This is a genomic window from Anaerotaenia torta, assembly GCF_050433395.1.
Taxonomy (GTDB): domain Bacteria; phylum Bacillota; class Clostridia; order Lachnospirales; family Lachnospiraceae; genus Mobilitalea; species Mobilitalea torta.
Genome location: NZ_JBNPXH010000002.1, coordinates 34,575 through 46,674, shown reverse-complemented (window position 1 = coordinate 46,674; position 12,100 = coordinate 34,575). Strand labels below are relative to the sequence as shown.

The window sequence follows — 12,100 nt, the reverse complement described above, 5'->3', positions numbered from 1 at the left end:
TTCATGGGTTAATGGAATCTGCCTTATATCAGTCTCTTCTGGTCGGAAAGAGAGACAATCTATGAAAAACGCAACAAAGAAAATCAGAGTAAACGAGACAGAAGAGCAAGTATTAATCCCTATGATTATTGACAAGGATTCAATTGAAGAACACGGGATGATGGCAGGTGTAAGGAAATCTCAAATCAGAAAATGGAGAGTAGGTAACAGGATAGTAGACGTGGTTTTAATTCCAGGTACGAAGGAACAGTATGATGCTGTAATGAGCTCCTATTCAGCTGAGTTTAAAGCAGAAGATCGTGATAAACGCTGTGAGATAAGTAACGGGAATGGTAGGTTAATTCGCTGCCCAGAAAACAACAAATGCAGTCAATGTCCATATGCCACTTCTTTGGATAAGAAGAATTTTGGAACATTAACATTCAGCTGCCTGGCGGCAGACAATGAAGATGGAGAAGAGTCGGATTTCGAACCAGTAGCACCAGCTACATATGGTGCAGCAGATATCTATTTGGGTATGCTGAATGAGTTGATTAGTCGTGTACAAGAAATCGACCCTAACTACGGTAAGATACTTCAACTATTATCGGATGGATTCAGCCATAAAGAAATTGCAGATGTGATTGGAATAGGAAAGAGTACAGTAACAGATAAGGTAGCAAAGATAAAAGCATTAGTAATGGATTTACTGGATGACATGATTTAATAAATAGATGGTAGCAGCACTATGTAGAATCTGTGCTGCTACCATTTTTGCTTAATCTTTTTTATAAAACATTGTCTCATAGCCATCGGCTCTTAATAGTAGACCATTTATCCAGGGAGGTGTTCTTCCCATTTGATCACAAATGTCATCCAGGGCTTCATTCATAGGGCATTCGATGATTAATTCGTCATGAACATGACCACATATTAGCTTATTGCTTAGCGTTTGCATGGCAAAGCTAAGGATATCTCTTGAAATGGCTTGAACGATGTTTTCCACAAATTTGGCACCGTATGATTCAAGCCGTTCCCATTTCTTTGTTGATCCAATTCCTTCGTAGGTTACAGCCTCCCCGCCAAATTTGTTTACACCAATCTTAGGCTTAACATAAGTAAGCTTTCTACCAGATGGTAGTTGGATGATGAGCATACCGCTTTGATAAATAAAGTTAATACCGTGAGTTTCTGTGGTGGTTTTTTGAGCGATAGCATTTTTAACAGCAGTATCAATATCCCACCAAAGTTGAACAATATTTGGATTTGATGTTCTCCATGCATCAACCAAAGGTTGTAGTTCTTCTTCTGAAATGCCCATATCTAAGGCACCCATTGATTTTAGAGCACCACACGAACCACCGTAACCTAATGCTAGTTCAGCTATTTTTCCTTTCTGGCGAAGATGACTGTTCTGACCGTGCTTTTCGACTGGAACACCAAACATAGCTGAAGCACTTGCACAATAGATATCTTCATTATTTGCAAAGACTTTATTTCTCCATGTCTCCTTTGCTAGATGTGAGAGTACCCTAGCTTCTATTGCACTAAAATCGACAACAACAAACTTATATCCTTCTCTTGGAACAAAAGCAGTACGAATAAGTTCTGACAGTACTTCTGGGACTGAGTTATATAGCAATTCTAAAGCTTCATAGTTACCGCACTTTACAAGGTCACGAGCCTGCTCCAAATCAGGTATATGGTTCTGTGGTAGGTTTTGCAATTGAATGATACGACCGGCCCACCGACCACTACGATTGGCACCATAGAACTGAAACATTCCTCTTGCTCGGTTATCAGAGCATACGGTGTTCTTCATAGCTTGGTATTTTTTTATACTGGATTTGGCAAGCTGCTGCCGTAGAGTAAGAACATCGGATAGTTCTTCTGGAGCATCCTTTAACATTTCTACTACAGCTTTTTTACCAAGAGTGTCAGTTACAAGTCCGTTGTCAGATAACCATTGTTTCATCTGTACTACTGAATTTGGATTATCTAGATTTGTGAGTTTCTTCATTTCTTCCGAGAGTTCTTCCTTGGAATGCTCATCCATCTTGATTGCCTGTTCTACGATATCCATATCAATAGCGATACCACGGTCATTGATGATTTGATCTAAGATATATTCTTGCCAAATAAATTCTGGTACAGGAAAATTGGCGAGCTTCTTCTGAATGGCCATTTCAACTTCAACATCCCTACGGTTATAGGAAATAAAAGATTTCCATTTAGTTGCATCGTGTATAGGAAGATTTCTGGTACGATTACCATTTGATTTAGTAGGCTTACATGGAACACAGAAGTACCGGATGAGATCTTTACCCTCTTTCATTTTCTGTTCCTGTAACCCAAGTACTGCACCCACACCTTCAAGGGATAATGGCAATCCAAGATATGCCGACCATATCATAGAACATCTCCACGAGGATGGATCTAAGTATCTACTGATCGTGTCATTACTGATGTTGTAGCTGCTGAAGTGATTCGGATAATTTCTTCTAAGCCATTCAGATAGACAGATACGTTCAAAAGCAGCATTGAATGCCCACTTAGTGACTGCTTTATCTGAAAGAGCAGTAAGTACTTCTGTAGGAACTTTTTCACCATTAGCCAAATCTACAACGATAACGTCTCCACCATTCATGGAGTAGGCAAATAGGAGAATTTCAAAGTTATCAGACTCAACATACTTATATACACCGCATTTACTCAGATCGACATCACTATATGTTTCAATATCAATTGAGAGTGTTTTTATATCACTCAAGAATATCGCTCCTTCCATAATAAACAAGGCGGCAGTGATTGTACCTGCCGCCAGACCATGATTTATTGCTGATTCATCTGCTCATGCTTCTTCTTACGTTCAGAGCGAATGTCATCACGAATCAGTGTGAAGAACATATAACCACTACCTACGATATTAATACTCAGGCATACTATCAAAATAATTGTCAATATTATATTCATATCATTTACCTCGCTTCTTTGATTATCGTTTGTTGCAGAGATGGCTCAAAACTGAGCCTATCTCCACGACCCATTTGATTGACATTTTTACATAGTGATTAAGATAGGAAATCGTCGTTATCTTCGGTTTCAAAATCATCCTCTGCACGGGACTTACCGCCTAAAGGTTCTCCATCTGATATCTTCTGAAGATTATTTAGTCCACACGCAATTCCTCTGTTGCCGTTTGAATTGAAAGCATACAGATTGATGGAAGCTCTGCCATAGACACCAGAGAATACTTCGGAACGATCAAGGATAGGATTGCAATTTGCATCAACAATACCCGGTGCAGTAGCACTATTGGCATTAATGAAGTATGCATTTGCATAAGTAGGGTCATCTGGTCTTTCCAAATCGCCATCACGAAGTGGAGTCTTAAGAGCAGAAAGCGGAGGGACTGTTTTGCCGTTACCCTTTAACTTTGACTCACCTTCTTTATATGCCGCTTCGATGGCTGCTTTTATCTGTGTGACTGTTTTGGTATCGGACTTTGGAACGATGAGGCTTACGCTGTACTTAGGTGAACCACCATTGATTGACTTTGCATCCCATACATTTGCATACGACCATCTTGTCTGTGGACCTGTGATTACCTTTGTTGGATTTGCTACTTTTGACATATTATTGTCCTCCTTTATTTTTAATTGAAATCAATTTGTGCTGTGTTAAATTCCGAACGTTTATCATTCTCTGGAACGAGAGTTGGTTTTCCTGGAGCCTTGATTACAAGGGTACCTAAGATTTCTTCAAATTTCTTTTTGCCTAGAGTTGAAGTCATTGCTGTGATTCCTAAGAGCTTACGCTCGTATGGATCGAAACCTGCTAAAGTAACTGCATCAGCAACTGCCTGCTCATCGGTGTATTTTCTGGTGGAGCGACCTTCCACAACTTTAAATCCTTCGTACTTTGTACCACTAATTGCTTGCTGTAATGCATATTCCTTTATGTCATTGACCCAGTTTACAAGGTTATCTACCTTTGTGAGAATAACACTAATTTCTGTGTTATCTAAGTTGGGTGGCATTTCAAAGTCATACTTTGCAAGTTCTAGGTTGTACTCGGCACGTTTACGGCAGGTTGCTTTAATCTTGCAGAACTGGCAATGGTCACCGGCTTTGAGCTCTCCCTCTCCGGTATAAGCAAGTTTAGCAATCGGAGAGAGTACTTCATTACCCCATTTTAAGAGTTCTTCCTTTGATAGGGTATAAGTGCTGACATTATCTCTTCGAGGCTGAAAAATTGTCATCTTAACGGTATCAATATCGTAGATACCATCAAAGAGTTCTATAGCACCAAGGGCATAGCACATAATCTGTGAATTTTCTTCTGCAGACACTAATATTCCAAGTCCGTGCTTGTAATCGATGATTTGAAGAATACCGTCTGCTACGATTACACAATCACCTGTACCAAATCCGCTTTCTACATATTTGGAGAAATCCAGATGCTGTTCGATTAAGATCACTGGGTCAGAACAATAGTGCTTTGCTTCTTCTAACTGTTCCATAACGAAGGTTCTATATTCTTCAGCGCAGTTTTCCATTTCTCCATCGTAAAATTCCAAATTTTCAGTAGGGTCTTTCGTATTCATACCGAGTGCCTGTTCTAATTTGAACTGACAAAGACTATGTGCATCCGTACCTTGTTGTGCATATGGACTAGATTGATTTTCCTCTTCGGCACATAACTTGGCTGAAGGCGGGCAGTGAAGCCATCTGTGGCTTGATGATGCGGAGAGTAATGCGTGTTTAGGCATTTCCAAACACCTCCGCCTCAGCGAGCAAAGCTTCAAAGTCAGCTGGGTTGATGTCTGATAGTTTGTTTGCTCCAAACTTTAATAGAAGAGCTTTAACATCTGCTGTATATCCGTTACGGGATTTTTCTGCTAGGACAGCGCGGACATCGGTAAGCGAGATTGACTTCTTTTCAGGTACTGGAGTTACTTTTGCTGTAGCCTTTTCTTTCTTAGGCTCAATGGCATCCTTTTCATCCACAGCCGTAGAAAATATCTCTCTCAATGTCTCAGAGATACCTATTAAGGTCTCTCCACATTTTCTTAGCTCATCAAGTTCTGCGGATAATTCGCTCATCTTACTCATGCGTGTTTTCTCCTTCCTTATTTAATTGTTCTTGTTGTGACTGCTCGTTTAATTTCCTTGCGAGTCGTTTTGAAATAACACTGATTGCGATTAGTACATCTGCCAGTTCTTCATCTAAACCGATGTCCTGTTTGCTTTCAGTGCCTGCAGCTGATCCAGACTGCATAAGTAGCACCGCCTTTCCGAGGGTTTATTACCTCTCTAATTCCCTAAGGACAGAAGGATGAGTTTTGGACGGATATTCTTGAAAATTTTGAATCTTTTTTTACTCATGTCCCTCCAACTTCCTAAGGACAAAAATCAAATAAATGGACGGAAGTTTTGAAACTTTTTTATGACCGTTTTTTTGCTTATATAAAGGAAGTGATTCTGTAAAATAAAAAAATTAAAATTGACCGTCCAAAAGTGCAGGTTCTGTCCTTAGGAAGTTAGAGGGATATTTTTGTCCTCAAATATTTTAAAGGAGGTGAAATCTTTGGGAATCAGTTTTTATAACTCGGAAGGCTACAGTGACCCTGTACCATTTGAAGCGATTAATGCTATAGAGCGTGAAGAAAAAAGGAGTAATTACAGACCGCTTGTTTATATTTGCTCTCCTTATGCAGGTAATGAAGAGTGGAATACCATGAAAGCAAGGGAATATAGCAGATTTGCAGTAAACAACAGAACAATACCAATTGCCCCGCATCTGTTGTTTCCACAATTTATGGATGAAGCCACAGAGAGGGAATTGGCAATGTTCATGAACATGGTAGTGCTTGGAAGATGCGCGGAACTATGGGTATTTGGAGACAGAATATCGGAAGGTATGGCAGCAGAGATATTAAGAGCCAAATGGAAACGTATGAGAATCCGTTATTTCACAGAGGACTATAAGGAGGTAACCAGATGAAGTTAGTGATTTATACGGCAGATTGTAAAGGCAATGCCAAAAACTGTAGCTACCCCAAGCGCTTTGAGGTAACGAATGCTGATGATTTAAAGGCAGTTGTCAGACTCGATCATGTTTGTGCTGAATACAAGAACAACTACCGAAGTGCCGAGAATTTTATAGAATCGGTTGTAGCTGTCATGGATTGCGACAATGACCATTCTGAAAATCCCGATGAATGGGTCACATTTGAAACGTTGGATGAACTACTACCGGATGTTTCTTATGCGATTGCATCAAGCCGTAATCATATGAAACAGAAAGATGATAAATCAGCAAGACCAAGATTTCATGTGTACTTTCTTATTCATCCATGTACAAACCCAGTTGAATATGCAGAATTAAAAAGAGCGATTCAAAAAGCCTATCCAGTTTTTGATAATAATGCTTTAGATGCTGCACGTTTTATCTATGGTTCTGATTGTGATGAGGTCATTTGGCATGACGGTTGGATGACAATTGATGAAGATTTACCTATCTTTCAAGATGATGTTGATAATGTGAAGACAAGCGGTTCTATACCCGAAGGAAGAAGAAATAGCACCTTATCCCGTTTTGCAGGCAGAGTAGTAAAACGATATGGTGCCATGGATAAAGCGCATCAGATATTCCTTGATGAGGCAAAGAAGTGTGACCCACCAATGGAGGAAGAGGAGCTAACTACGATATGGAATAGCGCTGTGAAATTTGCCAGAAAGGTACAAAGCCAGGAAGGATATGTTGCTCCGGATGATTTTAATGATGATTTTATAGGAGAATCACTGAAACCTTCCGATTACTCAGACATCGGTCAGGCGAAGGTCCTAACCCGTGAATATGGAGATGAACTATGCTACACAGATGCCACTGACTACCTTCGTTTTAATGGAGAGTATTGGGTAGAGTCAAAACAACAGGCTGTCGGAGCAATGGAGGAGTTTTTAGATCTACAGCTTGCAGATGCTTTGGATGAAGTGCAGAGAGCCTTGGACGTTCTTGTATCAGGTGGATTATCAAAGGATGTTGTTAAAGCTGGAGGTAAGAAGTTTGAAAATTCGCTACAAGGTGACCAATTGGAAGCGTATCGGACATATTTGGCTGCAGTAGCTTACAGAACATTTGTATTAAAACGCCGTGACATGAAGTATGTAACAAGTGCATTACAAGCAGCAAAACCGATGCTAGCCATCAGCGTTAGTGATCTTGATAAGGATGAATTTCTTCTTAATACACCCGGAGCTACTTATCACCTAAGAGATGGACTATCAGGAGTACATGAGCCAAATGCCAAGGATTACATTACAAAGCAGACTTCTGTTGCTCCTGGAGATGCCGGTAAGCAGTTGTGGCTCGATGCTCTTGATACGTTCTTTTGCAAAGATCATGAGTTGATTGATTATGTACAGTGGATTGTTGGACTTTCAGCTATCGGTAAGGTGTTTGTAGAAGCACTTATTATTTCATATGGAGATGGTCGTAACGGTAAATCTACCTTCTGGAATACCATCTCAAGAGTGCTAGGAACATATAGCGGCTCTATATCAGCAGATGCATTGACCGTTGGATGCAAGAGAAATGTAAAGCCTGAGATGGCAGAACTGAAGGGCAAGCGTCTTATTATAGCTGCTGAACTGGAAGAAGGCATGAGATTAAATACTTCCGTTATTAAGCAGCTTTGTTCCACTGATGAGGTTACGGCAGAAAAGAAGTATAAAGATCCCTTCAAATATGTACCAAGCCATACACTGGTGCTCTATACGAACCATCTACCAAGAGTAGGTGCGAACGATGAAGGAACCTGGCGCAGACTGATAGTAATCCCATTCAATGCGAAGATTGAAGGGAAGAGTGACATTAAGAACTTTACAGATTACTTAGTACAAAAGGCTGGTCCTTATGTATTATCGTGGATTATAGAAGGTGCACAGAGGGTAATTTCAAATGATTTCAAACTAAAGCTCCCGACCTGTGTAAAGAATGCAATTGACCATTACCGTGCGGATAATGACTGGCTTGGAGCATTTCTTGATGAATGCTGTGAACTCGAACCTACCTATAAGCAAAAGTCCGGAGAGTTCTATCAGGAATATCGTACCTATTGTTTAAGAACAGGAGAATATGCCAGAAGTACCACAGACTTTTATACTGCACTTGAGGTTTCCGGTTTAAACCGTAAGAGACTATCAAACGGTGTATTCATAAATGGGGTTCGTATTAAGAATAAGGATTTTATTGACTAATTCACATGATGTGTAGGTCGGCGGTGGTTGAAAACAAAACTTTTCCTTATTTATTAAATATAAAAATGTATGTCTATTACGGTCTTATATAAAAAGTCCCTATAGCAAAAAAATAAAAAAAAATGATATAAGAAGAGTTTAGGATACGACCATAACAGACCTACACAACCCAATTTTTGATGGAGGTTTGTATGAGAGAAAAGGTTATTGAACAGAAGTTAGGAACAGAAGTGAAAAAGCGTGGAGGGATTTGTCCGAAGTTCACATCACCTGGTTTTGATGGAATGCCCGACCGCTTGGTTTTATTACCAGTTGGGAAGGTAGGTTTTGTTGAGATAAAGGCTCCCGGTAAAAAGCCAAAACCACTGCAGCTTGCAAGGATTAAATTACTTCTTAGTTTAGGGTTTCCGGTATTTGTCCTTGATGAGAAAGAGCAGATTGGAGGTATTCTTGATGCAATACAATCCTCATGAGTATCAGAAGTATGCCATTAACTATATTCTGACCCATCCAATTGCAGCTGTCTTTCTTGATATGGGTCTTGGAAAAACATCTATTGCATTGACTGCCTTGGATGCCCTACTATTTGACTATTTTGATATTCATAAAGTTCTAATTATCGCACCTCTACGTGTGGCAAGAAACACATGGCCTGCAGAAATCCAGAAGTGGCATCATCTACGGGACTTAAAATATTCCATAGCAGTCGGAACAGAGTCAGAGAGGCTTTCCGCCTTAAATGAACAGGCAGATATATACATCATTAACCGTGAAAACGTACAATGGCTTGTTGAGAAAAGTGGTGTTCCATTTGATTTTGATATGGTAATCATAGATGAGTTATCATCCTTTAAAAGTTGGCAGTCAAAGAGATTTCGTTCCCTTATGAAGGTCAGATCAAAGACAAAAAGAATTGTTGGCTTGACCGGAACACCAACTGATAATGGATACATGGATTTATTTGCAGAATTTCGTCTCCTTGATATGGGAGCAAGACTCGGACGATTTATTGGTCAGTATCGTAATGCATACTTTAAGCCCGACAAGATGAATGGTCCGATAGTCTACAGTTACAAATTGCTACCGGGTGCAGAACAACAGATTTATAACAAAATATCAGATATCACGATTTCCATGAAGTCTACTGATTATCTGAATATGCCTGAACTGGTAAGCAGCGATTATGAAGTATATCTGGACGAGAAGGAAAAGGAGCGATATGAGGAACTGAAAAAAGATTTAGTCTTGCAACTACCGGATGGTGAGATCACAGCTGCAAATGCAGCAACTCTTTCAGGGAAGCTGTGTCAGATGGCTAATGGTGCAATTTATGCTGAGGATGGCACAGTCCTTGAGATTCACGACAAGAAACTAGATGCATTAGAGGATATTGTAGAAGCTGCCAATGGCAAACCGATACTTCTAATTTACTGGTTCCGTCATGACATGGATAGAATAGCGAAAAAACTAAATGAATTAAAGATACCATTTGAAAAACTTGATACAGCTACAAGTATTGAAAAATGGAATAGTGGAGAACTCCCCGTCGCAATCCTTCATCCAATGAGTGGGGGACACGGATTAAATCTCCAAAGTGGTGGATCAACAATCATATGGTTTGGCATGACCTGGTCATTGGAACTGTATCAGCAGACGATAGCTAGGTTGTGGAGACAGGGTCAGACAGCAAGTACCGTTGTGGTGCAGCACATAGTTGCCAAAGGAACAATTGATGAGAGGATTTTAAAGGCACTGTCACAAAAGGACAATACACAATCCGCATTAATTGCAGCTGTAAAGGCAAATCTGCAAATCTGAGACAATCTGAGTAAATCCGAGGAAATAAAATTCTTAAATCGGAGGTATTGCTTATGTACAAAAACAATATGCAAGTTAAGCTGTTCATTGTAGAAGATGGATTTTCTAATTTAGCAAATGCCATAATTCTGCAAGCAGTAAAGGATTATAGGGATGCATTAAAGACACTGAAAAAATACCCTAATAGTATCGAAGCAAATAAAGAGAAATTCAGTGGGGAGCGTTTCTTTCTCTCTAAATGGTTTTCAAATATAACAAGTATTGACGGAAATATGCTACTGAAAAAATTGAGGGAAGAGGTGATGAACCATGAGTGAGAGATTTAATGTAAAAGAATACCTTAGTCAAGCGCATTATATTGATCAACGCATAAATAGCAAGCTGGAGCAAGTAATGTCACTTCGTAATCTGACCACAAGGGCAACAGCAACATTATCTGATATGCCTGGTTCTGCAACCCGCAATATTCACAGTATGGAAGACGTCATTACCAAGCTGATTGACCTTGAGAATGAAATAAATGCGGATATTGGATATTTGGTTGAACTGAAAACGGAGATAACTGCAGTTGTGAAAAAGGTAAAAAACCCTGAATACCGAACGCTACTGGAACTTCGTTATCTGTGCTTCAAGACATGGGAACAGATAGCTGTTGAGATGGATTATGACTTGCGATGGATCTACCGTATGCACAAGAACGCATTGGATGCAGTTAGAGAACGCATTATTAAAACAAGCCATGAAAAGCCACTATAAGCCACCCTACCTTATGTGATATTATTATAATAGCAGAAAAGTAAAATGAAACGGGCCTTGTAGGTTGAACCTACAGGGCTTTCTTTATATTAAGGAGGTGATGTCGATGCCAAAGAAACCGAAGCGACCGTGTTCTTATCCTGGTTGCCCAGAGCTAACAGATGGGAGGTACTGTGAGCATCATGAGAAACAAGAGAATAAACGCTACGAGAAGTACGACCGAGATCCGGCTGTACGCCGTAGATACGGCAGAGCATGGAAGAGAATCCGTGACAGTTATATTGCCGCCCACCCTCTCTGTGAAGAATGTCAGAAGCAAGGAAAACTGACACCAGCAGCAGAGGTACATCATATTTTGTCTCTTGCAAAAGGTGGAACTCACGATAAAAGAAATCTGATGTCTCTTTGTACTCCTTGCCATTCTGCTATCACTGCGAGAGATGGAGATCGTTGGGGGACCCGGTAGGGGGATAAAAATCTCTGCAGCTTTTTATCCGTGCAACGGGCGTGGGGTATCACGCAAAAAAGTTGCGGTTCAAACAGGGGATTAACCATGCAAGTCATGAAAGGGGCAGAAATGTGGCGAAAGACGGAACGAATAGAGGAGGTAGGCGAGTTCGAGCAGGCGATAAGCCATTACCTCTTTCTGAAAAAATAACGAACGGTAAGGCGGCAAAGGTATTAGAAGTGCCAGACCTACAGCCTGAAACAGCACTAAAAATCGATGAGCCAGAAGAAGTTGCAGATTTATACGGTGAAGATATGCCTGCTCCGAGTGATTACCTTAGTGCAAAGCAAAGGGATGGTAAGCCGTTAGGTGCAGATTTATTATTCACTGAAACATGGAAATGGCTGAAAGAACGTGGATGCGAGAAATTTGTTAATCCTCGATTAATTGAAGCCTATGCTCAGGCATTCACCCGATATATCCAGTGCGAGGAAGCAATCAGTACATACGGACTTTTAGGAAAACATCCAACAACAGGTGGTGCTATTACAAGTCCATTTGTACAGATGAGCCAGTCGTTTCAAAAGCAGGCAAATCTAATCTGGTATGAGATTTTTGATATTGTAAAGCAGAACTGCACTACATCATTTATTGGAAATCCGCAAGATGATATTATGGAGAGCCTTTTATCCGGTAGAAAAGGTAGGTAGCGTATGACTCTTAATATGTTTTTAAAGCATTTAAAGATGCAAAGGGACAGATTAACTACACAACAGTATAAAACAATTCGTGGGCAAGCAATCGCAGGAGATATTTTAGGTGCGAATAAAGGTCT

General features: G+C 40.1%; 14 protein-coding genes. 9 read left to right on the top strand and 5 right to left on the bottom strand.

Translation table 11 applies throughout. From position 1 onward, the window contains the following. The first annotated feature begins 61 nt into the window (after positions 1–61). Entirely contained in the window at positions 62–706 is a 645-nt protein-coding gene (locus HNQ56_RS04100) for a hypothetical protein (RefSeq protein WP_429143107.1), read from the top strand. 51 nt (positions 707–757) lie between these two features. Here HNQ56_RS04100 and HNQ56_RS04095 read toward each other — a convergent pair whose 3' ends face one another. From HNQ56_RS04095 to HNQ56_RS04075, 5 genes are all read right to left on the bottom strand, one after another. After that, positions 758–2,767, bottom strand: a complete 2,010-nt coding sequence (locus HNQ56_RS04095) for a DNA polymerase (RefSeq protein ID WP_429143106.1) — start codon at positions 2,765–2,767, stop codon at positions 758–760. A 283-nt stretch (positions 2,768–3,050) separates the two neighbouring features. Beyond that, entirely contained in the window at positions 3,051–3,614 is a 564-nt protein-coding gene (locus HNQ56_RS04090) for a DUF2815 family protein (RefSeq protein WP_429143104.1), read from the bottom strand. Between the two features lie 20 nt (positions 3,615–3,634). Continuing rightward, positions 3,635–4,750, bottom strand: a complete 1,116-nt coding sequence (locus tag HNQ56_RS04085; RefSeq protein ID WP_429143102.1) for a DUF2800 domain-containing protein — start codon at positions 4,748–4,750, stop codon at positions 3,635–3,637. Further along, on the bottom strand, positions 4,743–5,093 hold the full coding sequence (locus HNQ56_RS04080) for a hypothetical protein (protein WP_429143100.1): 351 nt from the start codon (positions 5,091–5,093) through the stop codon (positions 4,743–4,745). The genes HNQ56_RS04085 and HNQ56_RS04080 overlap by 8 nt, the downstream gene beginning before the upstream one ends. Beyond that, the gene (locus HNQ56_RS04075) at positions 5,086–5,259 is read right to left on the bottom strand and encodes a hypothetical protein (RefSeq protein ID WP_429143098.1); all 174 of its coding nucleotides are present in this window, start codon (positions 5,257–5,259) and stop codon (positions 5,086–5,088) included. Before HNQ56_RS04075 ends, HNQ56_RS04080 begins: the two co-directional genes overlap by 8 nt. A 309-nt stretch (positions 5,260–5,568) precedes the next feature. Here HNQ56_RS04075 and HNQ56_RS04070 point away from each other — a divergent pair, with 309 nt between their 5' ends. From HNQ56_RS04070 to HNQ56_RS04035, 8 genes are all read left to right on the top strand, one after another. Continuing rightward, positions 5,569–5,985 (top strand): DUF7768 domain-containing protein, encoded by a 417-nt coding sequence (locus HNQ56_RS04070; RefSeq protein ID WP_429143096.1) that lies wholly within the window; start codon positions 5,569–5,571, stop codon positions 5,983–5,985. Beyond that, the gene (locus tag HNQ56_RS04065) at positions 5,982–8,243 is read left to right on the top strand and encodes a phage/plasmid primase, P4 family (protein ID WP_429143094.1); all 2,262 of its coding nucleotides are present in this window, start codon (positions 5,982–5,984) and stop codon (positions 8,241–8,243) included. The genes HNQ56_RS04070 and HNQ56_RS04065 overlap by 4 nt, the downstream gene beginning before the upstream one ends. Positions 8,244–8,434: 191 nt before the next feature. Next, on the top strand, positions 8,435–8,716 hold the full coding sequence (locus HNQ56_RS04060; RefSeq protein ID WP_429143092.1) for a VRR-NUC domain-containing protein: 282 nt from the start codon (positions 8,435–8,437) through the stop codon (positions 8,714–8,716). Next, positions 8,697–10,061 carry an SNF2-related protein gene (locus tag HNQ56_RS04055; protein ID WP_429143091.1) on the top strand — a complete coding sequence of 455 codons (1,365 nt, stop codon included), beginning with the start codon at positions 8,697–8,699 and terminating at the stop codon, positions 10,059–10,061. Before HNQ56_RS04060 ends, HNQ56_RS04055 begins: the two co-directional genes overlap by 20 nt. 53 nt (positions 10,062–10,114) lie before the next feature. Then, positions 10,115–10,378: a hypothetical protein gene (locus HNQ56_RS04050; RefSeq protein ID WP_429143089.1), complete on the top strand. Its 264-nt coding sequence runs from the start codon at positions 10,115–10,117 to the stop codon at positions 10,376–10,378. Beyond that, positions 10,371–10,817: a DUF1492 domain-containing protein gene (locus tag HNQ56_RS04045; protein WP_429143087.1), complete on the top strand. Its 447-nt coding sequence runs from the start codon at positions 10,371–10,373 to the stop codon at positions 10,815–10,817. Before HNQ56_RS04050 ends, HNQ56_RS04045 begins: the two co-directional genes overlap by 8 nt. Before the next feature lie 106 nt (positions 10,818–10,923). After that, a complete protein-coding gene (locus HNQ56_RS04040; protein ID WP_429143086.1) occupies positions 10,924–11,283 on the top strand; it encodes an HNH endonuclease in 360 nt (119 codons plus the stop codon). A 113-nt stretch (positions 11,284–11,396) separates the two neighbouring features. Continuing rightward, entirely contained in the window at positions 11,397–11,975 is a 579-nt protein-coding gene (locus tag HNQ56_RS04035) for a P27 family phage terminase small subunit (protein ID WP_429143084.1), read from the top strand. Positions 11,976–12,100 lie beyond the last annotated feature (125 nt).

Excerpts from the sequence above, each read along its gene's own strand:
- HNQ56_RS04100 (WP_429143107.1), top strand. The coding sequence starts at position 62 with ATGAAAAACGCAACAAAGAAAATCAGAGTAAACGAGACAGAAGAGCAA.
- HNQ56_RS04095 (WP_429143106.1), bottom strand. The coding sequence starts at position 2,767 with ATGGAAGGAGCGATATTCTTGAGTGATATAAAAACACTCTCAATTGAT.
- HNQ56_RS04090 (WP_429143104.1), bottom strand. The coding sequence starts at position 3,614 with ATGTCAAAAGTAGCAAATCCAACAAAGGTAATCACAGGTCCACAGACA.
- HNQ56_RS04085 (WP_429143102.1), bottom strand. The coding sequence starts at position 4,750 with ATGCCTAAACACGCATTACTCTCCGCATCATCAAGCCACAGATGGCTT.
- HNQ56_RS04080 (WP_429143100.1), bottom strand. The coding sequence starts at position 5,093 with ATGAGTAAGATGAGCGAATTATCCGCAGAACTTGATGAGCTAAGAAAA.
- HNQ56_RS04075 (WP_429143098.1), bottom strand. The coding sequence starts at position 5,259 with ATGCAGTCTGGATCAGCTGCAGGCACTGAAAGCAAACAGGACATCGGT.
- HNQ56_RS04065 (WP_429143094.1), top strand. The coding sequence starts at position 5,982 with ATGAAGTTAGTGATTTATACGGCAGATTGTAAAGGCAATGCCAAAAAC.
- HNQ56_RS04060 (WP_429143092.1), top strand. The coding sequence starts at position 8,435 with ATGAGAGAAAAGGTTATTGAACAGAAGTTAGGAACAGAAGTGAAAAAG.
- HNQ56_RS04055 (WP_429143091.1), top strand. The coding sequence starts at position 8,697 with ATGCAATACAATCCTCATGAGTATCAGAAGTATGCCATTAACTATATT.
- HNQ56_RS04050 (WP_429143089.1), top strand. The coding sequence starts at position 10,115 with ATGTACAAAAACAATATGCAAGTTAAGCTGTTCATTGTAGAAGATGGA.
- HNQ56_RS04045 (WP_429143087.1), top strand. The coding sequence starts at position 10,371 with ATGAGTGAGAGATTTAATGTAAAAGAATACCTTAGTCAAGCGCATTAT.
- HNQ56_RS04040 (WP_429143086.1), top strand. The coding sequence starts at position 10,924 with ATGCCAAAGAAACCGAAGCGACCGTGTTCTTATCCTGGTTGCCCAGAG.